Origin of the sequence: Ancylobacter sp. IITR112 (genome assembly GCF_041415945.1) — a bacterium.
In the GTDB taxonomy this organism is placed as follows: Bacteria; Pseudomonadota; Alphaproteobacteria; order Rhizobiales; family Xanthobacteraceae; genus Ancylobacter.
On record NZ_JBGCUS010000001.1, the window covers coordinates 993286 to 1019543 of the forward strand.

The window sequence follows — 26258 nt, forward strand, 5'->3', positions numbered from 1 at the left end:
TCAGCCTTCCGCCGCCGCGTCACGCGCGCGGAGCCGATCCGCCAGACGCAGCGCCTCGATCAGGCTGGACGGGTCCGCACGGCCGGTACCGGCGAGAGTGAAGGCGGTGCCGTGATCGGGGGACGTACGGACAAAAGGCAGACCCAGCGTCACATTCACTGCCCGGTCGAACGCAAGAGCCTTGGCCGGCGCCAGCACCTGATCGTGATAGGCGCCGATGGCAGCGTCATAGGTGGAGCGGGCGGCGGCGTGAAACAGGGTATCGGCTGGCAGGGGGCCTCGCACGTCGAGCCCTTCCTGCCGCAGCGTTTCGACAGCGGGGCGGGTGATCTCTTCATCCTCGCGCCCGAGCGTGCCCTCCTCGCCCGCATGCGGGTTCAGCCCGCAGACGGCGAGGCGGGGCGCGGCGATGCCGAAGCGGTGCCGCAGATCGTGAGCGGCAATACGGGCGGTGTCGATCAGCAATTCGCGGGTGAAATGGCGCGGCACGTCAGCGAGCGGTATATGAATGGTGGCGGGAATGACGGCGAGTTCGGGCGACCAGATCATCATCACCGGGCGAGGGGCCGGGCTGCCCGCGAGATAGGCGAGATATTCGGTGTGGCCGGGAAAGGCGAAGCCGTCGGCATAGAGCACGGCCTTGGCGATCGGATTGGTGACGACCGCGCTGGCGCGCCCGGCCTTCACCAATGCAACGGCCAGGTCGATCGCCGCGCGGGCGGCAGGGCCGCTCGTGGGGTCGGGGCGACCCGGCAGGGCGGTGACCGCGGGGCCGGCACTGACCAGCGGCAGCGAACGGGCGAACACGGTACCGGCTTCTTCCGGAGCGCATTCCTGCACCGGCACAGCGAGACCGAGCGCCTGGGCCCGGCGGCGCAGCAGCGCGGCATCGCCAATGGCGAAGAAGGCCGGCAGGTTACGCTCGTCGCGTCGCAGCCAGGCGGTGAGCGTGATGTCGGGCCCAATGCCGGCCGGCTCACCCAGAGAGAGCGCCAGAGCGCGCGACGGGCGTGCCATGGGCGGCTCAGCGGTACTGGATCATGGCGGATTTGCGCGCCTCGTCGAGCAGCTTTCTCGACACCGCCTCGAACTGCTTGTTCTCCAGCTCGGCGCGGACTTCACGCTTCTGCGCGCTTTCGCCGACCACTTCGCGGCGGTCGCAGATGGCAATCATCTCGATGCCGGCGCGGGAGACCTCCGGTGCCGTCAACTGGCCCACCGGCGTGTCGTCCATGATCTTGCGCACCGGCTCGCTCATATCGGCCGAGGTTCGGATGACCGGGTCACGGACCACTGTTTCGCGCATCCCCCGCGCGATATCGACGCCCGCCTCACAGTCACGGAACTGCTTGCGCAGATTATTGGCTTCCGCCATGCGCTGCGAGCGCTCGCCAGGATTGGCCGTGCGCCCGACCACAAGCACGATCTGGCGAATGGTGTATTCCGTGGTGCGCTGGGCGCGGGTCAGGTCCTCGCCCTTGGACTGAAGCGCCGCGAAGACATCCGAATCGCGGATGGTCGCGACCGATGAGAAGCGGCCGCGCACATAGTTGTTCCACACGAAGTCGGCCCGCATCTTGGCCTTGAGCATGCCGGCATCGAGCCCGGACTGCGCCAGGGCCTGCGTTAGCTGCTCGGGCGTGCGGCCGGTGCGGCTGCCCATGCGGGCGAACATCTTGTCGACTTCATCCTTGTCGGCGGTGACGCCGAAGCGCTCCGCCGTCACGATCTTCAGGCGCTGGTCGATCAGTTCCTCAAGCGCCTGCTTCTGGGACAGGTTCTTCCGCTCGGTGAGCTGGGCGAGCTTGATGCGCTGGGCGACATCGAAGCTGGTGATCGGCTGCCCCTGGACCAGCACGAGAATCTGCTGCGCCTGTGCCGGAGCGGGCAGGAGGGGAGACGCCGCGCCGAGGGCGCAGCCAAGCAGGAGCGCGCGAACGTACGGCCCGAAGACCCGACGATGGCCGGCATGCCAGCCATCCCGTATCAAAGACCGACCACGCATTTTCTCTCCACTCTGGCTCGCGAACCGGCGTTCGGCGTGTCTCGCTTGGCGCCCCTGCGCGCTGTTCTTGTCGGTGGATGTGGCGTCAATGCGACGCCGTCGTCAATCGTTGCTGTTGCTGCTGCTGCCGCCGCTCGACCCGACCTCGGAAGAGAAGCCCGCCTCGCCCAGCGTCTTCAGCGTGAACGTCACCAGCACCGTGTCGACGCGCTGGCGATTGCCGCTTTCCGTGTAGTCCGAGCGGTAGCTGAGCGCGATGCCGAAGCATTCGTCGACATAGGAAATGCCGAACAGGGTGAAGTCGATCTCGTCGAGGTTCAGGTTGTAGCGCGCTGCCGCCTGCAGGTTCCAGTTCTCGTTCAGCTTGAGCGTGCCTGTGCCGAGAATGCCCTCGCGTTCCTCATAATAACCGAGCAGAGGCTGGGCGGTGTAGAGCCCGTAGAGAGCCGAAACCGTGAGGTGCTTGTTGATGACGGCCCGCCCTTCCACCTCGTAGCGCTCGACCGACCAGTCGTCATTGTCGAAACGGAAGCGGTTGATGAGCGAGAAATTCGCCGTCGGCTGGTAGTAAAGCCGGGCCACATAGTCGGACACGTCGTCCTCCAGACCGGATTCGGCACCCGTATTCGCCATGTCGTAATTGGCGTAGGAGTTGGTGCCGAAGAGCTGGTAGGACTGGCCGAACAGGGCGTTGATCTGCCCGCCATCATTGAAATTGGCGGTGTACTGGATGCCCACATTGGCGCGCCCGCCGCCTTCCACGCGGTCATAGCCCGAATATTTGTTGATCTCGAACAGGTTCGTGTCGTCGAAGATCAGGCTCTGCGCGTCTTCGTTGGGCAGTTGGCCGATATGGGTCTCGTCCGGGCGGATGATGACCTGGGCGATCGGCTCGATGGTCTGAGTGCCCCAGTTCTGCACCGCGATGAAGGGGTAGCGGTACTCCAGGCCGACGGCCGGCATGGCGCGCACGAGCTGCGTGTCGCCGCCGGTGCCGAGCCAGGGCTCGTCTTCCGTCTGGGCCTGCACCGAGGCCACGTCGAGTTGCATGTTGAAGAACGGCGTCCAGGTCTGGCCGGCCTGGTCGATGAAGGTGCGGCGCCAGTCGACCACGCCGGACAGGCGGGAATAGCTGCCGACCATGCCGCGCATCAGGCAGGCGTCGCGCAGGTTCGCGCCGGCGTTGGCGACACGGGTGAGATCGCACTGGTTGGTCGGGCCGTCATAAAGCTCCGGCACGAGCGGCGCGTAGGCCGCCGAGGTGGCCCGCAGGTCGATCTCGTCGCGGGTCAGGCTGGTGAAATTGATGTCGTAGCTGAACTGGCCGCCAAAGACCGATTCCCCGAGCGTCTTGCTGTAGTCCAGCACCGGATGGATGACCGGCTGCTGCGCCTCCACGTCATAGGAGGTCAGGCCGGTGAAATACATCGCCCGGAGATCGAAATAGGAGCGGTCGCCCTGGCCGACGAGATAGATCTGGGAGGTCACCTCGCGGGTGGTCGCATTGATCAGGTTGTAGTCCTGGAGGAAGGTCTCGTCCGACATCAGCCAGCCGTCCCAACCCCAGTACCAGTTCTCGTTGATGTTGAACCGGCCGTGCGTCTCGATCATGCCGCGCTGCTCGCGATAGCCGGGCTGGCCCTGGAACTCGTCCTTGTCGAGCTGGTCGATGCCGGCGGCGCGGATGCTGTAGGTGCCCGTTTCCAGCCGGTGCCGGAACTCGGCGTCGAGCATCACGCCCTGCTTGGAGACGAAGAGCGGCGAGAACGTCACGTCCATATTGGGCGCGATGTTCCAGAAATACGGGATGCTGACCCCGTAACCGATCTCGGACGTGCTCATGAACTGCGGAATGAGGAAGCCGGACTTGCGCTTCACCGTCGGATCGGGAGCTTCAAGATAGGGCACCCACGCGATCGGAACGCCCAGGAATTCGAGCCTGGCGTCCTCGAAATAGATCATCTGCTCCTTTTCTTTATGGATGATCTTCGCCGCTCTCACCTGCCACATCGGCGGCTTCTGCGGGTTGTCCTTGCAGGGTTCGCAAGGCGTGTAGGCGCCGCTCGTCAGCACGGTGGTGTCGCCGTTCTCGCGATCGGCGCGGGCGGCAACAAAATGCATGTCCTGCGCCGAATCGATGCGCAGCGAATTGACGAAGCCGTTGCTGAAGTCCTGCGACAGGTCGAGATTGTCGGCGGCGATGACGGTGCCGTCCTTATCCTTCAGGCGCACGCCGCCTTCCGCCCGCAGCCGGTTGGCGGTGCGATCATAGACGACGCGGCGCGCTTCCAGCACGGCACCGTCGTAATAGATCTGCACATTGCCTTCGGCGATCACCTCGTTGCGGTTGTTGTCGTAGACGAGCTGGTCCGCCGTCACCAGCATCTTGGCGTTCGGATCGGTCTGGCGCGTGATCAGGCCGCCGGCGAGGCCGGCCGGCTGGGCAGCGGAGGGCTGGGCCGATGTCTGAGCCGCGGTCGGCTGGGCCGCCGTCGTCTGGGCACGCGCCGGCGTCGCCGGGCCGAAGGCAACCAACGCGACGGAGCCTGCTCCGAAAACAAACGCACAGGCCGACCGGCGCAGGCGACGTTTCAGTCGCGGGATCGCCGAATCTGCCTGGCCGGCTATGACGCTGCCGACCTTCATCCGTCCTCCCGGTGAAGCAGGATGAGAACGCCCATCAATGCTCCTACGACCGCTGGAAACCACGCTGCTATAACGGGATGCACAATCCCGGCCTCACCGAGGTCCTCGGCGAGCTTGGTGAAAACATAAAGCAGAAAGCCGGCCGCGACGCCACCGAGAATCGTCTGGCCGATGCCGCCGAAGCGGAACACGCGCAGGCTCACCGATGCCGCGATGAGCACCATCGCCAGCAATAGCGCGGGTCGGGCGAGGAGGCTCTGATACTGCAGCCGATAGCGCTCGGCGCCAAATCCCACCCGCGTGGCCGCCTCGATGGCGGCCGGCAGATCCCAGAACGGCACGGTCTCGCTCTGAAGCGAATCCTGTACCTGATTGGGGGTGAGATTGGTGGCCAGCATGTACACGTCGTACTCCTGCAAACCTATTGCGGGAGTTAATACGCGCGCATTTTCCAGCCGCCAGGCTCCGGGATCCAGAGTGGCGCGGCGCGCCTCGATCCGCTCCAGCAGCTTGTCGTTGTCGTCGAACAGGAACACGTTGACGCCGGTCAGTTCGCGCCCGCCATTGGAGGTGGCCGCCGCCTGGATGATGGCCTGTCCGTCGACGCTCTGCTGGCGCAGCCAGAAGCCGCTGCGTCCGGCGGAGAACAGCCCGGTTTGACGGTTGAAGATCTCCGCCTCGAGCCGGCTGGCCCGATCCTTGAAAGCGGCCGAGACCGGATTGTAGACGGTTGTGGAAAACGTGCCGAGCGCCAGGGCGATCAGTGCGGCGGGGGCGATGAACTGCCACGCGGAAATGCCCGCCGCGCGCGCCACCACCAGCTCCAGCCGCCGCGAGAGGGTGAGGAAGGTGCCGATCGCCCCGAACAGAACGGCGAACGGCAGGAGCTGCTCGGTGAAGAACGGCATGCGGTAGAACACGAGCAGCAGCAGCGTGGTGAAATCGACATCGCGCTCGCCGACGCGGCGGGAGAGTTCGAGCAGGTCGATGAGCATGATCAGGCTGGCGCAGCCGACAAAAATGCCCATCACCGAGGTGATGAACCGCCGCCCGAAATAAAAGCCCAGCGTCGGCCCGATCATGCCGCCGCTCCGTTGCCGGTAATGTCGTCGCGATTGCGCATCAGGGCCTCAATTCACGGTCGCGCGCACGACGCGCTGGGCGAGGCGGTCGATCCGTATGCGCATCGCTTCCGGCATGCGCGGCTTGAAGCGCCCGCTCAGCGAGACCATCGCCCCGAGGATGAACAGCGTCGGCACGAGATAGACCACCGGGATCAGGGCGGGCTCGGCCCGTACCTGGTTGACCAGCCCGAAGCTCGCCACCTGCAGAAAGATGATGAACGGCGCGGTGCCGGCCAGCGCCAGGCCGCGCCCCTCGCGCGTGGTGCGCGGTTCCGCCAGTGCGGCGCAGGCGATGGCGAAGAAGGCGAGCACATAGAGCGGCAGCGAGAGCCTTCGGTGCAGCTCTTCGGTGAAGCGGCCCTTGCCCTCCAGCCGGATCACAATGTCGTTCGGGTCCGGGTTCCAGAGGTCGGCGAAGGGCCGCTCAGGCGCGCGGTAGACGGTGGGCTCGCCGCTATTGGTGAAGGGGGAGAGATCGAAGGCGTAGCGCTGGAACTCGACGACATTGCTGTCGGCCTTGCCCGGTGTGCGCCGATGAATGGCGCCGTCTTCGAGCACGAGGAAAGTGCCTTCGGCGGAATCGATCACCTGGCCGCGCTCGGCGAGATAGGTGTTCACTTGTTTGGGATCGCGCGCATCATTGATGAAAATGCCGCCGAGCACGCCGTTGGCGTTACGCTCGCGCACATGAAACACCATGCCCTGCGCCAAAGTGGTGAAACGGCCGGGCTGGGCGATGAACGCGACGACATCGGCGCGCACGCGGGTGATTTCGTAGCGAAACTGGCGCATCGCCGCCGGGACCAACTCCATCGACAGCGCGGCGCAGCCCGCCGCCACCAGCAGCGCCAGAATCACCAGCGGACGCAGGAAACGCCAGGTCGAGATGCCGGCCGCGCTCGCCACCACGATCTCGGAATCGCTGTTCATGCGGAAGAGCGTCTGCGCCACCGCCATGAACAGAGCCGCCGGCGCGAGGCCGAGAATAAGAGCGGGGAGAGCGAGGGCCGTGATGAGGATGAAGGCGAGGATCGTCTGGCCCTGCGTCGTCATGATGTCGAGTTCACGCAGGGCCTGCGTCACCCAGATCATGGCGGTCAGCACGAGCAGCGTCCCGAGAAACGCGGTCACGGCCGATCGGAACACATAGCGATCCAGGCGGTTCATCCAGCGGCTATCCTGATCCCTGTCGACGACTGCCCGCTGCCCCGGCGTGGCCATGCTTGTGCATGATGCATAATTGCCCGTGCGTTTCGGCGCAAATCGGGCGGAGCCGCGTCCCCCACACGGCCCGTTTGAGGCTCGTGCCCTGTCGCTCATTCGGCTAAAGAGAAACGAACCGAGCCGCGACAACTCAAGGTGCCCCGATGCCCGACCATGTGAAGATCAGTTTTGCCAAGCTCCCGGCCCGCCTGGAGGGACACGTCGTCGTTCTCGCCGCCGAGCCAGTGGAAGGGGACGCCCCAGCCTTTGCGCCGTCGGTCGAAGCGCTGCTTGCTCCCGCTTCCGCCCAGCTGGCGAACGCGATGCAGGCCGAGCGCTTCACCGGTAAATCCGGCAAGGGGATCGATCTTCTGGCGCCGGCGGGTCTCGACGCTTCGCGCCTTCTCGTCATGGGCGTTGGCAAGCCCGCCGACCTCAAGGCGTTCGACTGGCTGAAGCTGGGCGGGGCCATCATGGGCCGCCTGCCGGCTGCGGCAAAGGATGTGAGCGTCATCCTGGCGCTGCCGGGTGGCGAGGTGCCGGGCGAGGCCGCGGCCGAACTGGCGCTTGGCCTGCGCCTGCGCGCCTATGCCTTCGACCGCTACAAGACGAAGAAGAAGCCCGATGAGGCGACCGCGAAGCCGAAGGTGACGCTTTATATAGCGGACGATTCCGCCGCGAAGCGCGCCTGGAAGAAGCGCGAGGGCATCGGCGAGGGTGTGGTGATCGCCCGCGATCTCGTGAACGAGCCTGCCAATGTGCTCACCCCGACCGAATTCGCCAAGCGGGCGGGCGACCTCGCCAAGGTGGGCGTGGATGTCGAGGTGCTGGGCGAGAAGGACCTGAAGAAGCTCGGCATGGGCGCGCTGCTCGGCGTCGGCCAGGGGTCGGGCGAGGAGAGCCGCGTCGTGGTGATGCGGTGGAACGGCGGCAAGGCGGATGAGGCGCCGGTGGCCTTCGTCGGCAAGGGCGTGGTCTTCGACACCGGCGGCATTTCCATCAAGCAGGCCGCCGGCATGGAGGACATGAAGGGCGACATGGCCGGTGCCGCCTGCGTCGTCGGGCTGATGCATGCGCTGGCCAGCCGCAAGGCCAAGGCCAATGTGGTCGGTCTCATCGGCCTCGTCGAGAACATGCCGGATGGCAAGGCGCAGCGGCCGGGCGACATCGTCACCTCCATGTCCGGCCAGACCATCGAGATCATCAACACCGATGCCGAAGGCCGGCTCGTGCTCGGCGACGTGCTCTGGTACGCCAAGGAGCGGTTCAAGCCGCAATTCATGGTGGACCTCGCCACGCTCACCGGCGCCATCATCGTCGCGCTCGGCACCGAGCATGCGGGCCTGTTCTCCAACAACGACACTCTGGCCGAACGCCTCACGGATTCGGGGCTGACGACGGGCGAGAAGGTGTGGCGCCTGCCGCTTTCCGCCGAGTACGACAAGCTGATCGATTCGAAGTTCGCCGATATGAAGAACACGGGCGGGCGCTTCGGCGGCTCGATCACCGCCGCGCAGTTCATCCAGCGTTTTGTCGGCGACGTGCCCTGGGCGCATCTCGACATCGCCGGCACGGCCATGTCCTCGCCGGCGACCGACTTCAACCGCAGCTGGGGCTCGGGTTGGGGCGTGCGCCTGCTCGACGATCTGGTGGCCCGTCACTACGAATCGTGACCGACACGGGTAGCGCGCGGCCGGGCCTGCGGGGGAGGGGACATTGAGCGACGTGCTCTTCTATCACCTGCAGAACCGGCCGCTCGACGCCGCCTTGCCCCAGCTTCTGGAGAAGTGCCTGGAGCGGGGCTGGCGCTGCGCGGTGCAAGCGACGTCCACGGAGCGCATCGAGGCGCTGGACGCGCTGCTGTGGACCTATGACGACGCGGCCTTCCTGCCGCACGGCACCGACCGCCAGGGCGAGCCGGCCCGGCAGCCCATTCTGCTCACCACAGACGAATCGAATCTCAACGGCGCTGTGGTGCGCTTTCTCATTGATGGCGCGCTGATTCCCGACACGGGCCGCTATCAGCGGGTGATCCATCTCTTTGACGGCAACGATTCCGAAGCCGTCGAACCTGTTCGCCAGGCGTGGCGCGCGGCGAAGGCCGAAGGTCACGACGTGACCTACTGGCAGCAGGACGAGAACGGGCGCTGGCAGCGCCGCTGATTGCGGCCCACGGGTGGCGCCCGCCGCCACATTCCGCGGCGCCCTGCGGCGAAGAATTCGGGCGCGTGCCCGTTAACCCCTGATTTACCAAGGCTTTTGACGGGGTTTCCGGCAGTCTCACGGTCGGCAAGTGCGGCGTGAGAATTGTGTCTCGACAGCAACACATCGTGGCGGAATGGGCGCCGAGGGCCCTTTGGTACCACTTTGGCTTTGCACCGCCCGGTGGTTTCGAACAGTATCGCTGTGGGTGCCGCGCCGTGCGGCGGGTCCTGACAATCGAAAACCCAACATTGGTCCAATTTGGGGGAGAATGAAATTGAAGACGGTCATTAAGAATGTGCTGCTCGGCTCGGTTGCCGGGCTTGCGATGGTCGGGACTGCTGCGGCGGCCGATCTGCCTGTGAAGGTGAAGGCTGCGGAATATGTGAAGATCTGCTCCACCTACGGCGCGGGCTTCTACTACATCCCCGGCACCGATACCTGCCTGAAGGTCGGTGGCTATGTGACGGCCGACACCTACTACACCAAGGTCGAGCGCACTGTTAGCGCCTACGAAGTTGGCGAAGGCTTCTTCCGTTACACCGGCAAGCCGGATGGTCAGTTCGACTTCTACAGCCGCGCCGCTGTTCAGCTCGACGCTCGCACCCAGACCGAATACGGCACCCTGCGTTCCTACATCGAAGCTCGCATCGAGCAGGGCCAGAACTACGGCTACGGTCTGACCGACGACGGCACCACCTCGGCGGTCTTCTCGGACACCACGCGTAACCGCGCTGTCCTGAAGTACGGCTATATCCAGTTCGCGGGCTTCACCTTCGGTCAGGCCACTTCGGCCTTCGACTTCTGGGCTGGTGACGGCTGGTACGGCATCCGTCCGGGTAACTTCTACTCGGATCAGTCGCTCAACGTGATCCAGTACACCGCTGACTTCGGCAATGGCTTCTCGGCGACCATCGCCCTCGAAGACGGTCAGGCTCGCGAAGACGACTACGGCTTCGGCGATTTCACGCCGTTCGGTGGTTCGTTCACGACCCAGGGCCAGCAGGTTCCGGACATCGTCGCGAACATTGCCTATGAAGGCACCTGGGGTGCGTTCAAGATCTCCGGTGCTTACCACAACATCGGCGATGTTTACTATGTAGGCCTCGGTGGCACGGGCTTCATCTCGAGCGCCGACGACTCCGGCTGGGCCGCTCTCGCTGGTGTGCGCTTCGACTTCGCTGAGACCACCACCCTGTACGTCGAAGGCGCTTACTCCAAGGGCGCTCCGGGCTATCTCGGCCTCGCCGGCGCTCTCCCGGTTGTCGACTACTACGGTGACGGCGTCGCCGGCTGGTACGTCGGTGGTTCGCTGACCCACTACTGGACGCCCGCCGTCTTCACCACCCTGGTGGGTAGCTACACCGCTTCCGACGATTACGCGGTTGACAACATCAATAGCATCGACTTCACCGGCTACAACGTCGGCGTGAACATCGGTTGGAAGCCGGTCAAGGGCTTGACCCTCGTCCTGCAGTACGACTACCTGTCGGCCGAATACAGCGGTGGCAATTCCTACTTCGGCACCTCTGTGACCGACACCACCGAGCAGAACCGCGTCACCTTCTCGGCGAAGCGTTCTTTCTGATCCCTTCCAGGATCGGCTCTACGGAAAGCCCCGGCCTTGTGCCGGGGCTTTTTGCTTTTGGGCTTCACGCGGTGCGGTGGCTCACAGACAGTGAATCTGGCGACAATGCTCACTGCGCATACGGCATCGCGCCGGGCGCGGTGCCCGGCCCGACCTCAACTCATATCCCTGCAAACAAAAGTGGACCTCAGTCCGAATGCCGTCTTGGTGCAGCCGGCCGGCCCATTAGGGGGCCATGGCCTCGTCAAGCGCGGCCGAGGCTTCGAGCCAGTCTTCTTCCGCCCTCGCCAGCGCTTCCGCCGCCGCGCTGCGCTCACGTGCCAAACGCTGCGCCTCCAGCGGCGCGCGCGTATACAGCGTGTCGTCGGCCAGCTTGGCGTCGAGCGCGCTGAGGCTGCGTTCCAGCTTCGCCATCGCCGCCTCGAGATCCTTGATCCGCTTGCGCAGCGGCGCCGTCTCGCTGCACCGATCCGCCGCCTGCCGCCGTTCGTCGGCGCGGCTGCCCGCCGCCTCCTTGCGCGACGCGGAGGCGGTGCGGCCGACGACGAGCCGCTGATATTCGTCGAGATCGCCGTCATAGGGGCGCACCGTCCCCTCCGCCACCAGCCACAATCGCTCGGCGGAGGCGTCGAGGAGGGTGCGGTCGTGGCTGATGAGGATGACGGCGCCGGGAAAATCGTTGATCGCCTCGATCAGCGCCTGCCGCGCCGCGATGTCGAGATGGTTGGTCGGCTCGTCCAAGATCAGCAGATGCGGGCCATGAAAGGCGGCGAGGCCGAGCAGCAGCCGCGCCTTCTCGCCGCCCGACAGCGCCGCGATGATCGTATTGGCCGTCGCGCCGGAAAAGCCCATTTCCGCCGCGCGCGAGCGCACCTTGGCCTCCGGCGCCTCCGGCATCAGCCGGCGCACATGGTCGTAGACCGTCTCATTCGCGACCAGCTCGTCGAGCTGGTGCTGGGCGAGATAGGCGATGTCGAGCCCGGCCGCGCGCACGATGCTGCCGCCAAGCGGTGCCAACCGGCCGGAAATCAGCTTGGCGAATGTGGACTTACCGTTTCCGTTCGGTCCGAGCAGGGCAATGCGGTCGTCATGGTCGACGCGCAGGGTAAGGTTGCGCAGCACCGGCTTGCCCGGCGCATAGCCGGCCGAGACACCGTCCAAAGTAAGGATCGGCGGTGAGGGAATGCGCTCGGGATGGCGGATGGAGATTGCCGCCGCCTGTTCGCTCGCGGCTTCCGCGATCGGCGCCATGCGGGCCAGCGCCTTCAGCCGCGACTGCGCCTGCTTGGCCTTGGTCGCCTTGGCGCGGAAGCGCTCGACAAAGGCTTGCATATGCTTGCGCTTGGCTTCCTGCTTGGCCCGCGCCTTCTGGTCGACAACCTGCTTCTCGGCGCGCTGGCGCTCGAAGGAATCATACCCGCCGCGCCAAAGCGTCAGCTTGCCCTGGTCGAGATGCAGGATGAAGCCGACCGACTGGTTCAGCAATTCGCGGTCATGGCTGACGATCAGCACGGTGCGTGGATAGCGGGCGAGAAAGTCCTGCAGCCACAAGGTTCCTTCGAGGTCGAGATAGTTGGTCGGCTCGTCCAGCAACAGCAGGTCCGGCTCGGCGAAGAGCAGGGCCGCGAGCGCCACGCGCATGCGCCAGCCGCCGGAAAATTCGGAACAGGCGCGCTGCTGCGCGGCGTCGTCAAAGCCGAGGCCGGCGAGAATGCGGGCGGCGCGCGCCGGTGCGGCATGAGCGTCGATGTCGACAAGGCGCAATTCGATCTCGGCGATGCGCGCGGGATCGGTCGCCTGTTCGCGCTCGCCGAGCAGTCGGGCGCGCTCGGTGTCGGCGGCGAGCACCACGTCGATCAGTTTCTCCGGACCGGCGGGGGCTTCCTGCGCCACCTGGCCGATGCGGGCGGCGGCGGGGATGCGGATCTCGCCGCTCTCAAGTTCGAGATCGCCGGTAATCGCACGGAAAAGCGTGGTTTTTCCGGTGCCGTTGCGGCCGACAAGGCCAATCCGGGCGCCTTCCGGCAGCGCGACGGAGGCGTGGTCGATGAGAAGCCGGCCGGCAATGCGCAGCGAGATATCGTCGAGAATGATCATGCCCGTCTTGTGCCGCGCGATCGGCCGGCCGGCAAGAGAAGGCGTCGCAGAAACGGCGCCAGCGCGGGCGTTCAGCCCTGCCGGGACACGCCGCTTTCGCGCTGGAAGGCGATGAGGTCGAGCGAGGGCGCGGCGTCCTTGCCCAGCAGGCCGCTGACGAGGCAGTGAACCTGGCCGCGGTGATGGGTCTGGTGGTTGAACACATGGTCGAGAATCGTCGCCAGCGTCTGGGTGAAGCGGGTGCCGGCGACATTGGCGTAGCTGTGGTCGGCAGCCAGTGTCGCGGCGTCGAGTCCGGCGATATAGGCGGTGAGCCGGGCATCCTCGGCGATGCGGGCCTGCGCCAATTCGTCTAATGTTTCGAACAGGATAGCGTCCAGCGCCGCCGGCTCCGGACCATTGCCGGTGAGGCGGCGGAGCCAGAGGCGGTCGGCGACGAGCAGGTGGTTGAGCGTGCCATGCACCGAGCCGAAAAACGCGCCGCCATCGGCCCGGTACTGCGCCTCGCTCAGCCGGCCGGCGGCTGCGTAGAGGCGGGCATTGGCCCATTCATTATAGGCGGCGAAGCCGCGATAGCGCTCGGTGACAAGCGTTTCCAGGCCGAGCCCGGGGGCGGGAAAAGTCGACATCGCGGGTGTCTCCGGTACTGCCATATCGTGCCGGCTACTGTGCAACCCGGCGCCGGGCGTGGCCAATTCCATGTGCTGATGGAAGCCATCAGCGCGATGCGAGCGTTGGGGGGCGGCGATGGCCATGCCGACTAAGGTGCGGACGGAAAACGCAAAACGCCCCGGCCGCGCGCAGCGGGGCCGGGGCGTCGGGCGTCGGGCTTTCGCCGGGTCGGCGGGAACGGCGGCGGCCTTCGGCTGATTCCGTTGCCGGAATGCACGCATCCTGCGCCGCCACGGCGCAACGCAGGCTGAACACGCTGTTGCCCACTGTTCATCGCGTGGCGCCGGCAAAAAAGTGCCCCGGCTCCTTGGGGGAGAAGCCGGGGCTGATGGGCTCGCGTTGGGGCTTGGGGGAGTGGGGATACCGCGAGCCTAACCTTGTGAAAGCCGTGGAGTGTGAGTGCAGTGAGGTGGAGTGTCAGGCCGATGAGGCCGATCAGACCGGCCTCAGTAACAGACGGGCCGCTCGACCTCGACCAGACGGCCGGCGTCCGTCACCCAGCGCGACTGCATCACGCAGTCGCCGGCGATGGGCTCGACCGGAATCTCCACCGTGGCGACCGGAAGCTGGCGCTTGAAATAGCCAGTGGCGTCGGCCGCGCCGACGAAAAGCGCGGTGAAACCCATGACGGCAGCAACGGCACTGATGGCTATGGCCTTGTACATCGCGGCACCTCATCCACCAGCCGGTGGAGGGGGCGCCACCGGCGTTCAATGCGTCCTGAACACGCTCATCACACGCGAACCAAATACACGGCACGACAACCCACCTGCCGCGCCCCGCCTTTTCCCGGCGGCTGCAGCCGAACGAAGCGTTAAACGTCCGTTCATGCGTGTCTGCCTCATTCGATCCGTTAACGCCTACTTAACGTGCGTACTCCCGGAAGAGTTCCAAGAGGTAATCAGGAAGTCGTGATCGGCATTATTCCGCGAATACGCAGCGCGGTTCTTTCACCCAGCGCGGCGCGCCCTCGGTGAACACGGCGCGGCGTTCGAGATAGCAGGTCTTGTAGCCCGCCGGCTGACGCGCCGGATCGGTGGTGGCGTCGGCGACGGGCAGCAGCGGCACGGCGAGAAAGCCGACAAGCACAGCCGCCAGCCCCACGCCGGCAAGAACCAGTTTCTTCATGACGCGCATCCCTGAACCGCGGCACTGCGGCCGCTCCGGTGCTAAACAGATGAGCCGTGCCGGGTTCCGCCGCAAGGCGACTATTTCGTGTACGAACGATTCCGCCCCGCAAGGGGCCCGCCTTCGCGCTGAAGTGACCTTGGGACGATCCAAAACGCCCGCCGCGCTTCTCTTGTCCGCGGGCGGAGCCGCCGCTATAAGCCGCTGCGAGCCTTTCGCCCCCCACATTTCCAGGGAAACCGACCATGGCGCTCGAGCGCACTTTTTCCATCATCAAGCCCGACGCCACCCGTCGCAATCTCACCGGCGCGGTCAATGCGCTGATCGAGAAGGCGGGCCTGCGCATCGTCGCGCAGAAGCGCATCCTGCTCACCCGCGCCCAGGCCGAGACCTTCTACGGCGTCCACAAGGAGCGCCCCTTCTTCGGCGAGCTGGTGGACTTCATGATCTCCGAGCCGATCGTCGTGCAGGTGCTCGAAGGCGAGAACGCCGTCGCCAAGTACCGTGAAGTGATGGGCGCCACCAACCCGGCCAACGCGGCCGAGGGCACCATCCGCAAGGAATTCGCCCTCTCCGTCGGCGAGAACTCGGCCCATGGCTCCGACAGCCTGGAGAACGCGCAGATCGAGATCGCGCAGTTCTTCTCCGGCAACGAAATCGTCGGCTGAATCGCGGCTGACGGCGTGCCCGCGCGGGCGCGACGGCGTTGACATCGCACCCCGTCCGGTCCGCCGGGCGGGGTGTTTGTTTGTGCGAAGCAGCGTAGACTAAGCTCTCGCAGCATCATTTGCTGAAGAAAATGCGGTATTCGGGGTTGGCCACCGCATGGATTATTATGTATGTTCCCCAAATGGGCGCTGCGGGGGTCCGGCCATGGAGAAGTGGCCCGCAGCGGGGATGCCGTTAATGGCGCGCCAAGAGCGCCCGGGAGTGGGCCCGCCGGAGCCACCTCCTCTTGCCTCACCTCAAATCATGGCGCGCCAACGCCGACACAACTGACTTGGAGTCCCGTCCGCATCCGGACGGGAAGGTGAGGGAACGACCGCAATGAGCTATCTTGAGCCGCTTTTCTGGCTGGCACTTCTCAAAATCATCTGGATCAACGTCCTGCTCTCGGGCGACAACGCGGTGGTCATCGCCATGGCCTGCCGCTCGCTTCCCGACAAGATGCGCCGCACCGGCATGATCCTGGGCGCCGGCGTTGCCGTCGGCATGCGCATCGTGTTCACCGCCATCATCGCCGTGCTGCTCGGCCTGCCCTGGCTGCGCATCGTCGGTTCGCTGGCGCTGATGTACATCGCCGTTGATCTCGTGCTGCCGGAAGAGGGCGAAGAGGGCGGCGTCGCCGCGCATGACAATCTGTGGCGCGCCGTCGGCACCATCGCCGTCGCCGACCTGGTGATGAGCCTCGACAATGTCGTCGCCATCGCCGCCGTGGCGGATGGCAACTGGACGCTGATCATCATCGGTCTCGTCATCTCCATCCCGATGATCATTGCCGGCGCGGCGCTGATCATGGGCCTGCTGGCGCGTTTCCCCTTCCTGGTGTGGGCCGGCGCGGCGCTGCTGGGCTGGGTGGCCGGCGAGATGTTCGTCTCCGACGTGAAGGTGCTGGACTATTTCGGCGAGGCCGTTGTCCACCACTATGAATATGCCGCCGCCGCCGCCGGCGCGGTGATCGTGCTGGCCACCGGCTGGGCGATCTCCCGCTTCAAGGGCGGCGCCCACGCCGCGGGCCCGCACGGCTCGTGACCTGAACGGGGCTTCCCTCCCCCTGGCGCCCGCGACTCGACAAGAGCGCGGGCGTCGGCCGTTTCAGAAGCGATTTCTGGCGTAACTAATAATGTATGCCAGAGATGGGGCGGGTATTCCTTCCGACATCTGAACAAGACCCGACGATCAGAGAGGACATGATGGATTTCTCAAGCCCGATCTTCTGGGTGGCCTTGCTCCAGATCATCTGGATCGACCTGCTGCTCTCCGGCGACAACGCGGTGGTGATCGCGCTCGCCTGCCGCTCGCTGCCGGAAAAGCAGCGCAAATGGGGCATCCTGCTCGGCGCCGGCGCGGCGGTGGGCCTGCGCATCATCTTCGCGCTGGTGGTCTCCTATATGCTCGGCGTGCCCTTCCTGAAGGTGGTGGGCGGCCTGCTGCTGTTCTGGATCGCCATCAAGCTGGTGCTCGACGAGGGCGGCGAGGGCCACCATGTGGAGGGCGCCGACAGCCTGTGGAAGGCGGTGCGCACCATCGCCATCGCCGACGCGGTGATGAGCCTCGACAATGTGGTGGCGATCGCCGCCGCTGCGCGCGGCCACGCCGAACTGTTCATCTTCGGCCTGCTGCTCACCATCCCGCTGATCATTTTCGGCTCGCAGCTCATCCTCAAGCTGATCTCGCGCTTCCCGATCCTCATTTGGTTCGGCGCGGCGCTGCTCGGCTGGATCGCCGGCGAGATGCTGGTGGGCGACAAGGTGGTGCTGGAGGCGATGCAGGGCTGGGCGCCGTGGCTGGTCGAGACCATCGCCGATCCGGAAGACCCGGTCGGGCTGAAGGCTTCCGCCGTGCCGCATTATCTCGCGGCCGTGGTCGGCGCGGTGTTCGTCGTCTCGTTCGGCTGGATCGTCAAGAGCCGCCGCCGCGAGGTGACCGCGCACTGAGCCTGATCCTGCAGGGGTAAAACCGAACAGGTGTAAAAACCGAAGGCGCTCCGCTAGAATAATGGCGGAGCGCCTTTTTCATGAATCAGCACATCTCGCCGACCCGTACCGGCTTTTCCGCCTGCCCGCATGACTGCCCTTCCACCTGCGCGCTGGAGATCGAGGTCGAGGACGGCCGCATCGGCCGCGTGCGCGGCGCGCGCGGCAACAGCTATACCGCTGGCGTCATCTGCGCCAAGGTCGCGCGCTATGCCGAGCGGGCGAACCATCCCGACCGGCTGACCCGTCCGCTGCGCCGCATCGGGGCCAAGGGGGAGGGGCGCTTCGCCCCGATTCCCTGGGACGAGGCGCTGGACGAGATCGCCCACCGCTTCGCCGAGGCCGAGGGGCGCCACGGGCCGGAGACGGTATGGCCCTATTACTATGCCGGCACGATGGGGCTGGTGATGCGCGACGGCATCAACCGGCTGACCCGCGCCAAGGGCTATTCGCGCTTCTTCTCCTCCATCTGCGTCAACCCGGCCTGGAGCGGCTTCCTCGCCGGCACCGGCAGGCTCGCCGGGCCGGACCCGCGCGAAATGGCCAAGAGCGATTTCGTGGTGATCTGGGGCACCAACCCGGTCTCCACCCAGATCAATGTGATGACCCACGCCATCCGCGCCCGCAAGGAACGCGGGGCCAAGATCGCGGTGGTCGATGTCTATCGCTCGCCCACCATGGAGCAGGCGGATATCCCGATCCTGATCCGCCCCGGCACCGATGGCGCGCTGGCCTGCGCGGTGATGCATGTGCTGTTCCGCGACGGGCTGGCCGACCGCGCCTATCTCGCCGACTTCGCCGACGACCCGGCCGGGCTGGAGGCGCATCTCCAAACGCGCACGCCGGAATGGGCCGAGGCCATCACCGGCCTGCCGGCGGCGGAGATCGTCGCTTTCGCCCACGCCATCGGCCGCACCAGGAAGACCTTCATCCGCGCCGGCTATGGCTTCACCCGCTCGCGCAATGGCGCGGTGGCGATGCATGCGGTGAGCTGCATTCCCACGGTTACGGGGGCCTGGCAGCATGAGGGCGGTGGCGCCTTCCATTCCAACAGCGCGATCTATGGCTGGAACAAGACCATGGTGGAGGGGCTCGACATCGCGACCGAGGCGCGCGAACTCGACCAGTCGCGCATCGGCGCCATCCTCACCGGCGATGCCGAGGCCTTGCTCGGCGGGCCGCCGGTGACCGCCATGCTGATCCAGAACACCAACCCGGTCTCGGTCGCGCCCGACCAGGCGGCGGTGCGGCGGGGTTTCGCCCGCGACGACCTGTTCGTCGCCGTGCATGAGCAGTTCATGACCGAGACGGCCGCCATGGCCGACATCGTGCTGCCGGCCACCATGTTCACCGAGCATGACGACCTCTATCAGGGCGGCGGCAATCAATATGTCATTCTCGGCCCCAAGCTGGTGGAGCCGCCGGGCGAGTGCCGCACCAACCACGCGGTGATCGTCGCGCTGGCCGAGCGGCTCGGCGCGTCGCATCCCGGTTTCGAGATGAGCCCGCGCGAACATGTCGACTGGCTCTTGCAGGCCAAGGGGCGCGGCACGGTGGAGGAACTGGAGGAAAAACGCTTCCTCGACATTCAGCCGGATTTCGACACCGCGCATTATGTGAAGGGCTTCAACTGGCCGGACGGCAAATTCCGGCTGAGGCCGGACTGGGCCCGCTCGCGCTATCCCGCGCCGGGCAAGTTCGGGCCCTATGAGGACATGCCGGAATGGCCCGACCATTGGGCGGTGATCGAGGAGGCGACGGAGGACTATCCGTTCCGCCTCGTCACCGCGCCGGCGCGTTCCTTCCTCAACTCCAGCTTCACCGAGACCGAGGGCTCGATTGCCCGCGAGAAGCGGCCGGAACTGTTGATCCACCCCGAGGACGCCGCCGGGCTCGGCATAAGCGAGGGCGACCTGCTCGATGTCGCCAGCGCGCGCGGCGCGGTGCGTCTGCATGCGCGCCTGTTCGACGGGCTGCGGCGCCGCGTTGTGGTGGCGGAATCGATCTGGCCCAACCGCGCGCATGAGGGCGGGCGCGGCATCAACAGCCTCACCGGCGCCGACCCCGTCGCCCCGGCCGGCGGCGCGGCGCTGCATGACAACAGGGTGCGGATCGGCAAGGCGTGAGGCCCTTTCCGCCGCCTCGCGCGGGTGCGCCGTCATCCCGGCCGCAGCCGAAGGCGGAGAGCCGGGTTCGCCCGCCCGGATCGGATCGCGATCCCGGACAGCAGCCGTCGGGCTGAGATCGTTTACCGGATCATCTCGACGGTCCACGTGCCATCCCGATTCAGCGTGACATTCATGACGGAGTGGCCGCCCGTGAAGTCGCACATCGCCGCGAAGACGCTCGAGTGGGTGAAGCTGATCACAGTGCCGGGCATGGAACTGCCCGTCTGCACGTAGTAGCGGAGGATCGGCTGGCAATCGGTGGTGTTGGCCGGGCTGGCGACGACGAAGTTCGAGAGCACGGGGCTCCCGTTCACCTGCACCGCCGAGCCGATATTGTACATGGCGGATGGCTGGTAGGTCGGCGTGATGATACGGAACGCACCCGCCGGCACATTCTGGCCCACCGTGGGGGGCGACAGGCCGAGGGGGTCCACCGACGCGGTGGTGCAGTCATTGGCGGTGCCAGACGCTGGCGCGAGATCAATCGCGCGGAAGGCAGGGGCGAAGCCCGAGGGCTGGCCGACCTGCGGCTGAGTGTTCGTCTGCTGAATGCAGGCGTAGGGCTGTATGTTGACCTGGAACGTCAGCACGCTGCCGGTGTAATCGTAAACCCCGAGGGTCCGACAGTAGAGTGCGTTGCTGTAAGCCATGGAGCCGCCTGTGTAGATAGACGGTTGCTGGAAGAAGTAGAAGTCCTGGGTCGCTGATGTGCGGTTGGTTACGTTGATCGTCAGGAGCGTGGACATGATGACGACACCTAGAGAGGAATTTGATTCTATCGGCGATATGGATCGTCTGGCTCGCGGGTGGGGTGAAGCCGTATTGCAACTTATAATATGTGATCTTTTTATATTGGCAACTTATTGATGTGTGCCGGGCGCTCAGATGACGCCGATCCTGTTGCGCTCGGCGCAGATGCCGGTCTGAGGTCAGCCCGGCCACGAGATCGCCCAAGGGCGAGGGTTGGGGTCAGCCTGGGCGTTCGTCCGCAGCGGCCTTCGTCAGGCGCGTGTCCACCCACGAACGTATTCCGCGCTCGTCGGCGCGCTCCAGGATCGTGCGAAGCGTGTCGCTGAAATCGCTGCCGGCCGCGGCTTCCCTCGCAAGGTCGAGGGGGACCGTGTGCAGCAGGTCTGCCAGCCAGAAGCTCACCTTGCTTTCGCCGTCATAGGACGCCATGCGGATTTCAATGAAGGCATCGTAGAGAAGTCGGCATATCTTATTCAGGTTGGCGTTTTCCACGGTACGGTCTCCTCTCCTTGAGGCTGCGCGAGGCAATGGAAAGTTGGGTAAGTTGTAGAGAGGTGCCATGCCGAAGATCAGGGATATGCTGTCGCCCGAGGATGCCGACTTGGTCTTCCGTGCGCTCAACGCCGCAGCGGAGGGCGACTTTTTCCCCGAAGTCGAGTTCTTTACGATATTCGGTATCGATCGAGCGATGTTGCGGCGGGTCTATAGGGGCTGGCCTGAGCCAAAGGTCGACCTGCTGGACTTCAGGCTTGCGGTATTCGGCACGCTGAACAACCTGACCGGCTATCCCCACAACATGGATGACGAACTCGCCTACTACGTGCCTGAGGGCATCGACGCGCTTCTAAGGGTGCAGCGCGAACTCAGAGCCCGCTGGCCGGGCGGCCATTAGGACCGCAAGCGGAAGGCCGGGATCGTCGCACGGGTGCAGGCCACGATCACGGACAGGGCGTGCGGTCCTTCGGGGATGACGCAGGCCCCAAGCCGAGCGCGCGCGAATCCTGCGGTATCCCGGGGAACCAAACCGCGCGGCGGGCGTCTTAGGGGCAACTCCCACCGGAACCCGCCCCGATGAAATTCACCGTCGCCTCCCGGCTCGCCTATGAGGTGCGCGAAACCACCGTCTTCATCCTCAATGTGGAGGCGGCGGCGCTGCGCTACCAGACGATCCTTTCCGAGCGGCTCGACCTCACCCCGGCGCTGGCGATCGACCGGCATGAGCTGGACGGCGGCACCCGGCTGGTGCGCGCCGTGGCCGAGCCGGGTGCCTTCGAGGTGGAGTATCGCGCCCGCGTCGCGCTCTCGCCCTATGACGCCGATCCCGCCAGCCTTGGCGAGACGCCGGTGGCGGACCTGCCACTGGAGGTGGTGCCCTTTCTCAACCCCAGCCGCTACTGCCAGTCCGACCGGCTGGCCCGCTTTGCCTTTCGCGAATTCGGCGCGCTGCCGCCGGGCCATCAGCGGGTGACGGCGATCTGCAACTGGATCCACGACAATGTCGACTATCTCAGCGGCAGCTCCAATTCCGAAACCTCGGCCTATGACACGCTGGTGCAGCGGGCCGGCGTGTGCCGGGATTTCGCCCATCTCGGCATCGCGTTCTGCCGCGCGCTGTCCATCCCCGCGCGCTTCGCCTCCTCCTATGCCTGGCAGCTCGAACCGCCCGACTTCCACGCCGTGTTCGAATGCTATCTCGACGGCGCCTGGTACCTGTTCGACCCCACGCGCAAGGCGGCGCTGCAGGGACTGGTGCGCATTGGCGTGGGGCGCGACGCGGCGGATGCCGCCTTCGCCACGATGTTCGGCAATGCGGTCATGACCGGCATGCAGGTCTCCATCGCCCCGCTGGACGAGGTGGAGGACGAGGAGCCGACGCTGCGGGCGGTGGGTATCGCCTGACTCCCAGCTTCCGACCGGTTGTCGATCAATCTCCAGCGCGGAACTCTCAGGCGGGCGGCCCGTCGTCGTTGCCCGCCGCCAGCCGGTCCGCGATCTTGGCCAGCAGGCGCAACTGGCTGCGGTCGATCATCGGATTGAACCGGTCATTGCCCAGAAAGCGTTGCCCCGGCACATCCCACAGGGTGGAGGACAGGTGGTCGGCATGGCCGACCAGCGGCGGGAACAGGGTCCAGCAGCGCAGGCCGAGCCGTTCGAGATGGCGGTCGATCGTGTCCCGCATCACGTCCTCCCCCTCCACCCGGTAGGCCGCCAGCGCCTGCAGCGCCTCCGGCCCATAAATGCCGAAGACCATGCCGATGACCGTGTCCAGCTCGATGAGCAGATCCTCGCCATAGGGCCGCAGGGCGGTGATATGTGCCTGCGCAGACAGGTCGCTGATCAGCCCCGAGAACAGATCCCACGCGCCGGCGTGCTCCTGCAGAAACGCCAGCAGCGCGGGAAGGCGGTCGGCGAAATCGGCGGGAAGCCGCGCATCGTCCTCCCAGACGACCAGATGCGGGCGCCCGGCCTGCAAAGCGCGGCGCGCGAGATAGCGGTAGCTCAGAGCGGTGCCTTTCCAGCCGTCGATATGGCGCAGGCCGGGAAACAGCCGGGCGCCATGCTGCCGGCTCTCGCCGGCATGGGCGAAACGTTCCGGCGCCTCAGGCAGACACAGAACAAATGCCGGCGCGTCGAGATCGGTCTCCGCCGTCGCGGCCTCGAAGCCGGCATCGTCCAGCACGCCGCAGCCATGCAGCGCGCGGGCCAGCATGTGCGGCAGGCCGAAGGGCGAACGGTCAGCGGGCGCGGGGGAGGACGCCGTGGCGGACGGCAGCGGCACGTGGAAGATCTGATGCTGCACCAGCCCGCCGGCGAGCAGCGTGGCGATGCGCGGCGCCCGCGCCTCGAACACGGCGAGCGAGGCGAAGAGACGTTGCCAATCCGCCGCTTCCGCCCCCGGCTCGCCGGCCTCGACCAGCCAGAGAATGCGCCGTTCGGCGGGGGGCAGGTGCGGGAAGGCGCCGGGGCTGAGCACAAGGTAGAGATCGTCGGTGAAGCTTGCCGGCATGCGGCTGTGCACGCTGCCGTGCAGCGACATGCCGTCGAGAAGATCCGCCACCGCCTGCGCTACGCCCTTCAGCCGCGCCGGGGCGATCAGACCCACGCGGCGCACGCCCGCCAGCCGGCCGGAGGCGCTGAGCGCGCGCAGGCGGTTCCGATAATCCGGCCCGCCGGCCGGCTGCGCCAGCCGCTCGACCAGCGCGCCGCGCCAGACGCGCGGCAGCAGGCGGCGGAGCCGGCGGGCGAGGACGAGCAGCGTCCGCCGCCCGGGTGGCAGCCGCCCGGGCGCCGCCGTGCCGCCGGGGAGGGCGGTGGCCGCGGCCGGCTCGCGCCGCGCCAGCTTCTGGAGCTGGCGTTGCGTCCGGGCGACCTGCGCCTCCTGCGACTGCAGCCGGTCCTCGAAATGGCGCAGGGCGGCGCGCAGCGCGCGGGCCGCCATCTCGGCATCGTTCCGGTCGGGCGGGGGAGCGGGCGGCGGCGTGGCGGTCATCGCAGCACCCCGGTGGCGTCGAGCAGCGCCCGCGGCAGAGCGTCCGCCGCGGCGGGCCGGTAGTCCAGAGTCCTCGCGCGCAAGGCGGCGAGATAGGCGTTGTCAAGGCACAGGCGGCGGATTTCGGCGTGCCAGGCCGGCAGGTCGCCGGGATCGAGCGCCGGCATCAGCCCGGCGGAGGCCTCGACCAGAGCGGGGTGGTCGGACAGCACCACCGGCGTTCCCGCCGCGAGGCTCTCCGCCACCGGCAGGCCGAAACCCTCATTGAAGGAAGGGAACACCGAGAAGCGGGCATGGCGGTACAGCCAGTGCAATTGTTCGTCGCGCAGGGCGGGCGCGACGTTCACATGCGGGGCGAGGCGCCAGTTGCGCTCCACCGCCAGCCGCACCGCGTCGACACCCCAGCCCCAGCGCCCGGCCAGCACCAGCACCGGCAGGCGCTCGGCCGGCAGTTCCTGCCGCAGCCGCTCCCAGAGATTGAGCAGCAATATGTGGTTCTTGCGTATCTCGATGGTCGAGCAATAGAGCACGAAGGGGCGGCCGGGCGTCAGGCCCGGGGGCGGGCCGCCGGGCCGGGCGGGGGCGGTGGCGAGGCCCGCCGGCGCGGCGACGGGCGGCAGGGGCACGCCATGGCCGTGTTCGGCCAGCGCCCGCTGCACCTGCTGCGCCGTGTGCCGCGAGACCGCGACCAGCCGGTCCGCCGCGGCGAGCACGCCGAGCATGTCGGCGCCATAGCGGCGCGGGTCGCGGCCGGCGGTCCATTGCGGCGTTTCCCACACCATCACGTCATGCACGGCGAGCACGAGGCGCACGCCGGCGGCGCGCAGGGCGTGGAAAACCGGCGGCGCCAGATAGTCCCACGGGTTCGAGACGCTCAGCAGCGCGTCGCCCGGGCGCGGCGCGAAGGGCCGGGCGCCGAGCGACTGCCGGTGCCGCCTCGCCGCCACCCGGCGCTCTGCCCGGCGGACCAGCCCGCGCGGCAGCAGGCGGCGCAGGCGGGGCTCGGCGAGCCGGAAGGCGCGGAGCGCGCGCGCGATCCTGCTCGCGGGCGCCGGGGCGCGCGGCGGCGGCAGGTCGACATTCGCCAGTTCGCCGTTGGCGAGCCGGCCCATGCCATCGGCATGATTGGCCAGAAACTCCAGCTCCTGCCCGGTGAGCCGGCGATAGCCGCCCGCCTCGGCGCTGCGCCGGACCAGATGCACCGGCACGGGCTGCGCCGCGAGGAGATCGGCGGTGTGCTGTTCCACCCGCGACAGGCCCACCGGCGGCTGCCAGCCCTTTTCCAGCGTCAGCGACACATCGAACAGGACCGCCGGGCCCTGCCGCCCCGCGCCGGGCGGCAGGGCATGCGGGCGGCGGCACCAGCCGCCGTCCAGCACCGCCGTCAGTTGCGCCAGCACCTCAGTTGTGGCGAAGTCCCGTTCCGCCCTCTCGCGCCCGTTGCGGCCGAGCCGATCGGCGAAGGCGGGGTCGCGGTGCAGCCGCTCCATCGCCCCCGCGAGCCCCTCGACATCGCCCTCGTCGACGAGCAGGCCGTCGACCTCGTGACGGATGAGCTGCGCCGGCGCGCCGCAGGCGAAGGCGATGACCGGACGCCCCTGCGCCCAGGCCTCGATGAGGGAACGGCCGAAGCTTTCCGGCCCGCCCTTGTCGGAAATCGAGGTGACGAGCACCGCCCGCGCCTGCCGCAGCAGGCCGGTGGGATCGGCCACATGGTCATGCAGGCTCAGCGTGCCGGCGGCGACGGTGCCTGCCATCTGCTGCTGCAGTTGTTCATAGAGTTCGGGGATCGGGCGGTGGCCGACGGAAGCGATGCGCAGGCCGGGGGAGCGGGATGCGAGCAGGGCGGCGGCCTCGATCAGCGCCGCATGGCCCTTGAAGGCATTGACGGTCGCGAGATGCAGGAAGGGGGCATCCGCGGGCAGGGGAGCGGCCGGGGTGGGGGGAATGTCGACCGGATTGGGCATCACCAGCGCCCGCATCGGCCCGTGCGGCCAGACATGGGCGGCGAGATAGTCCGGCTGTTCCAGCACCGAGCGGTCGGGCACCAGCAGCGTCGCCCGGGGCACCAGCGGCAGCAGGCGCGCATGGTCGAACCACAGGAAGTCATGCGCGGCGACGCAGGCCATGGCGTCCAGCCCGGGGAGGCGGCGCATCGCCCGCACCAGGATACGTAGGGAATCGAGCGTGTTGGTCAGGATGGAGGAGGGCTGCAGCGTCAGCACCCGCCGGACCAGCCGCCGCGCGGCGACGTCGACGGCATCGTGCCGCGCGGCATCCACCTCCTCGATCTCCAGCCGGGGATGGGCGATCTGCCGCAGCCGTTCCAGATGCAGCCGGTTGCCGGCGAAGACGGTGACGCGCCGCCCGGCGAGCAGGCCGGGCAGCAGCGTCTCGATGGTGCGCTCGGCGCCGCCATAGCCTGACGCGACCGAGAGGATCAGCAATGGCGGGCGGCCCGCGGGCGGGGCGGTCTCGTGCATGGCGCG

At 67.0% G+C, this 26258-nt stretch carries 23 protein-coding genes; 10 read left to right on the plus strand and 13 right to left on the minus strand.

The genetic code is table 11. The features are described 5' to 3' along the window. The 5 genes from pdxA to lptF form a co-directional block, all read right to left on the minus strand. Entirely contained in the window at positions 1-1017 is a 1017-nt protein-coding gene (gene pdxA / locus AAC979_RS04520; protein WP_371345640.1) for a 4-hydroxythreonine-4-phosphate dehydrogenase PdxA, read from the minus strand. 7 nt (positions 1018-1024) lie between these two features. Then, positions 1025-2005, minus strand: coding sequence for a peptidylprolyl isomerase (locus tag AAC979_RS04525; RefSeq protein WP_371345641.1), 981 nt, complete (start codon positions 2003-2005; stop codon positions 1025-1027). Between the two features lie 102 nt (positions 2006-2107). Further along, on the minus strand, positions 2108-4540 hold the full coding sequence (locus tag AAC979_RS04530) for an LPS-assembly protein LptD (protein ID WP_371345642.1): 2433 nt from the start codon (positions 4538-4540) through the stop codon (positions 2108-2110). A gap of 107 nt (positions 4541-4647) precedes the next feature. Beyond that, a complete protein-coding gene (lptG, locus tag AAC979_RS04535) occupies positions 4648-5733 on the minus strand; it encodes an LPS export ABC transporter permease LptG (RefSeq protein ID WP_371345644.1) in 1086 nt (361 codons plus the stop codon). A 48-nt stretch (positions 5734-5781) separates the two neighbouring features. Continuing rightward, positions 5782-6942: an LPS export ABC transporter permease LptF gene (lptF, locus tag AAC979_RS04540; RefSeq protein ID WP_371345645.1), complete on the minus strand. Its 1161-nt coding sequence runs from the start codon at positions 6940-6942 to the stop codon at positions 5782-5784. Positions 6943-7142: 200 nt separating this feature from the next. Here lptF and AAC979_RS04545 point away from each other — a divergent pair, with 200 nt between their 5' ends. The 3 genes from AAC979_RS04545 to AAC979_RS04555 all read left to right on the plus strand — a co-directional run bounded on the left by AAC979_RS04545 (position 7143) and on the right by AAC979_RS04555 (position 10768). After that, positions 7143-8651, plus strand: a complete 1509-nt coding sequence (locus AAC979_RS04545) for a leucyl aminopeptidase (protein WP_371345647.1) — start codon at positions 7143-7145, stop codon at positions 8649-8651. 43 nt (positions 8652-8694) lie between these two features. Beyond that, on the plus strand, positions 8695-9141 hold the full coding sequence (locus AAC979_RS04550; RefSeq protein WP_371345648.1) for a DNA polymerase III subunit chi: 447 nt from the start codon (positions 8695-8697) through the stop codon (positions 9139-9141). A 310-nt stretch (positions 9142-9451) separates the two neighbouring features. Next, positions 9452-10768, plus strand: a complete 1317-nt coding sequence (locus AAC979_RS04555; protein WP_307020150.1) for a porin — start codon at positions 9452-9454, stop codon at positions 10766-10768. 225 nt (positions 10769-10993) lie between these two features. Here AAC979_RS04555 and AAC979_RS04560 read toward each other — a convergent pair whose 3' ends face one another. The 4 genes from AAC979_RS04560 to AAC979_RS04575 form a co-directional block, all read right to left on the minus strand. Then, entirely contained in the window at positions 10994-12865 is a 1872-nt protein-coding gene (locus AAC979_RS04560; protein WP_371345649.1) for an ABC-F family ATP-binding cassette domain-containing protein, read from the minus strand. A gap of 71 nt (positions 12866-12936) precedes the next feature. Continuing rightward, positions 12937-13494 (minus strand): DinB family protein, encoded by a 558-nt coding sequence (locus tag AAC979_RS04565; RefSeq protein ID WP_371345651.1) that lies wholly within the window; start codon positions 13492-13494, stop codon positions 12937-12939. Between the two features lie 489 nt (positions 13495-13983). After that, positions 13984-14202 (minus strand): hypothetical protein, encoded by a 219-nt coding sequence (locus AAC979_RS04570; RefSeq protein WP_371345652.1) that lies wholly within the window; start codon positions 14200-14202, stop codon positions 13984-13986. 256 nt (positions 14203-14458) lie between these two features. Continuing rightward, the gene (locus AAC979_RS04575) at positions 14459-14665 is read right to left on the minus strand and encodes a hypothetical protein (RefSeq protein ID WP_371345654.1); all 207 of its coding nucleotides are present in this window, start codon (positions 14663-14665) and stop codon (positions 14459-14461) included. A 245-nt stretch (positions 14666-14910) separates the two neighbouring features. Between AAC979_RS04575 and ndk the strand changes: the two genes are divergently transcribed. The 4 genes from ndk (at position 14911) to AAC979_RS04595 (ending at position 19487) form a co-directional block, all read left to right on the plus strand. Further along, positions 14911-15333 (plus strand): nucleoside-diphosphate kinase, encoded by a 423-nt coding sequence (gene ndk, locus AAC979_RS04580; protein WP_371345655.1) that lies wholly within the window; start codon positions 14911-14913, stop codon positions 15331-15333. A 379-nt stretch (positions 15334-15712) separates the two neighbouring features. Next, a complete protein-coding gene (locus AAC979_RS04585) occupies positions 15713-16417 on the plus strand; it encodes a TerC family protein (protein ID WP_244377260.1) in 705 nt (234 codons plus the stop codon). Positions 16418-16578: 161 nt separating this feature from the next. Next, positions 16579-17322, plus strand: coding sequence for a TerC family protein (locus AAC979_RS04590; RefSeq protein ID WP_371348997.1), 744 nt, complete (start codon positions 16579-16581; stop codon positions 17320-17322). 80 nt (positions 17323-17402) lie between these two features. After that, positions 17403-19487 carry a molybdopterin-dependent oxidoreductase gene (locus tag AAC979_RS04595; RefSeq protein ID WP_371345656.1) on the plus strand — a complete coding sequence of 695 codons (2085 nt, stop codon included), beginning with the start codon at positions 17403-17405 and terminating at the stop codon, positions 19485-19487. Positions 19488-19609: 122 nt separating this feature from the next. Here AAC979_RS04595 and AAC979_RS04600 read toward each other — a convergent pair whose 3' ends face one another. After that, positions 19610-20275: a hypothetical protein gene (locus AAC979_RS04600; RefSeq protein ID WP_371345657.1), complete on the minus strand. Its 666-nt coding sequence runs from the start codon at positions 20273-20275 to the stop codon at positions 19610-19612. Here AAC979_RS04600 and AAC979_RS04605 point away from each other — a divergent pair. Further along, positions 20274-20396, plus strand: coding sequence for a hypothetical protein (locus tag AAC979_RS04605; protein ID WP_371345658.1), 123 nt, complete (start codon positions 20274-20276; stop codon positions 20394-20396). The genes AAC979_RS04600 and AAC979_RS04605 overlap by 2 nt on opposite strands. Before the next feature lie 102 nt (positions 20397-20498). Here AAC979_RS04605 and AAC979_RS04610 read toward each other — a convergent pair whose 3' ends face one another. Then, complete coding sequence (locus tag AAC979_RS04610) at positions 20499-20771, minus strand: hypothetical protein (protein WP_371345660.1); 273 nt, start codon at positions 20769-20771, stop codon at positions 20499-20501. Between the two features lie 67 nt (positions 20772-20838). On the opposite strand from AAC979_RS04610, the gene AAC979_RS04615 reads away from it, so the two are divergent. Next, a complete protein-coding gene (locus tag AAC979_RS04615) occupies positions 20839-21171 on the plus strand; it encodes a hypothetical protein (RefSeq protein WP_371345662.1) in 333 nt (110 codons plus the stop codon). 179 nt (positions 21172-21350) lie between these two features. Then, on the plus strand, positions 21351-22178 hold the full coding sequence (locus AAC979_RS04620) for a transglutaminase family protein (RefSeq protein ID WP_371345663.1): 828 nt from the start codon (positions 21351-21353) through the stop codon (positions 22176-22178). A 46-nt stretch (positions 22179-22224) separates the two neighbouring features. On the opposite strand, the gene AAC979_RS04625 is transcribed toward AAC979_RS04620, so the two are convergent. Both AAC979_RS04625 and AAC979_RS04630 read right to left on the minus strand, forming a co-directional pair. Next, entirely contained in the window at positions 22225-23769 is a 1545-nt protein-coding gene (locus AAC979_RS04625; protein ID WP_371345664.1) for a hypothetical protein, read from the minus strand. Beyond that, positions 23766-26252: a glycosyltransferase family 4 protein gene (locus AAC979_RS04630; RefSeq protein WP_371345666.1), complete on the minus strand. Its 2487-nt coding sequence runs from the start codon at positions 26250-26252 to the stop codon at positions 23766-23768. Before AAC979_RS04630 ends, AAC979_RS04625 begins: the two co-directional genes overlap by 4 nt. Positions 26253-26258: the final 6 nt, after the last annotated feature.

What these genes read in the sequence shown, in the direction of transcription:
- AAC979_RS04545 (WP_371345647.1), top strand. Translation starts at nt 7,143, where the DNA reads ATGCCCGACCATGTGAAGATCAGTTTTGCCAAGCTCCCGGCCCGCCTG.
- AAC979_RS04570 (WP_371345652.1), bottom strand. Translation starts at nt 14,202, where the DNA reads ATGTACAAGGCCATAGCCATCAGTGCCGTTGCTGCCGTCATGGGTTTC.
- AAC979_RS04590 (WP_371348997.1), top strand. Translation starts at nt 16,579, where the DNA reads ATGGATTTCTCAAGCCCGATCTTCTGGGTGGCCTTGCTCCAGATCATC.
- lptF (WP_371345645.1), bottom strand. Translation starts at nt 6,942, where the DNA reads ATGAACCGCCTGGATCGCTATGTGTTCCGATCGGCCGTGACCGCGTTT.
- AAC979_RS04555 (WP_307020150.1), top strand. Translation starts at nt 9,452, where the DNA reads ATGAAATTGAAGACGGTCATTAAGAATGTGCTGCTCGGCTCGGTTGCC.
- AAC979_RS04630 (WP_371345666.1), bottom strand. Translation starts at nt 26,252, where the DNA reads ATGCACGAGACCGCCCCGCCCGCGGGCCGCCCGCCATTGCTGATCCTC.
- AAC979_RS04620 (WP_371345663.1), top strand. Translation starts at nt 21,351, where the DNA reads ATGAAATTCACCGTCGCCTCCCGGCTCGCCTATGAGGTGCGCGAAACC.
- AAC979_RS04600 (WP_371345657.1), bottom strand. Translation starts at nt 20,275, where the DNA reads ATGTCCACGCTCCTGACGATCAACGTAACCAACCGCACATCAGCGACC.
- AAC979_RS04575 (WP_371345654.1), bottom strand. Translation starts at nt 14,665, where the DNA reads ATGAAGAAACTGGTTCTTGCCGGCGTGGGGCTGGCGGCTGTGCTTGTC.
- AAC979_RS04605 (WP_371345658.1), top strand. Translation starts at nt 20,274, where the DNA reads ATGATGACGACACCTAGAGAGGAATTTGATTCTATCGGCGATATGGAT.
- AAC979_RS04525 (WP_371345641.1), bottom strand. Translation starts at nt 2,005, where the DNA reads ATGCGTGGTCGGTCTTTGATACGGGATGGCTGGCATGCCGGCCATCGT.
- ndk (WP_371345655.1), top strand. Translation starts at nt 14,911, where the DNA reads ATGGCGCTCGAGCGCACTTTTTCCATCATCAAGCCCGACGCCACCCGT.
- pdxA (WP_371345640.1), bottom strand. Translation starts at nt 1,017, where the DNA reads ATGGCACGCCCGTCGCGCGCTCTGGCGCTCTCTCTGGGTGAGCCGGCC.
- AAC979_RS04625 (WP_371345664.1), bottom strand. Translation starts at nt 23,769, where the DNA reads ATGACCGCCACGCCGCCGCCCGCTCCCCCGCCCGACCGGAACGATGCC.
- AAC979_RS04585 (WP_244377260.1), top strand. Translation starts at nt 15,713, where the DNA reads ATGAGCTATCTTGAGCCGCTTTTCTGGCTGGCACTTCTCAAAATCATC.
- AAC979_RS04565 (WP_371345651.1), bottom strand. Translation starts at nt 13,494, where the DNA reads ATGTCGACTTTTCCCGCCCCCGGGCTCGGCCTGGAAACGCTTGTCACC.
- AAC979_RS04560 (WP_371345649.1), bottom strand. Translation starts at nt 12,865, where the DNA reads ATGATCATTCTCGACGATATCTCGCTGCGCATTGCCGGCCGGCTTCTC.
- lptG (WP_371345644.1), bottom strand. Translation starts at nt 5,733, where the DNA reads ATGATCGGGCCGACGCTGGGCTTTTATTTCGGGCGGCGGTTCATCACC.
- AAC979_RS04595 (WP_371345656.1), top strand. Translation starts at nt 17,403, where the DNA reads ATGAATCAGCACATCTCGCCGACCCGTACCGGCTTTTCCGCCTGCCCG.
- AAC979_RS04615 (WP_371345662.1), top strand. Translation starts at nt 20,839, where the DNA reads ATGCCGAAGATCAGGGATATGCTGTCGCCCGAGGATGCCGACTTGGTC.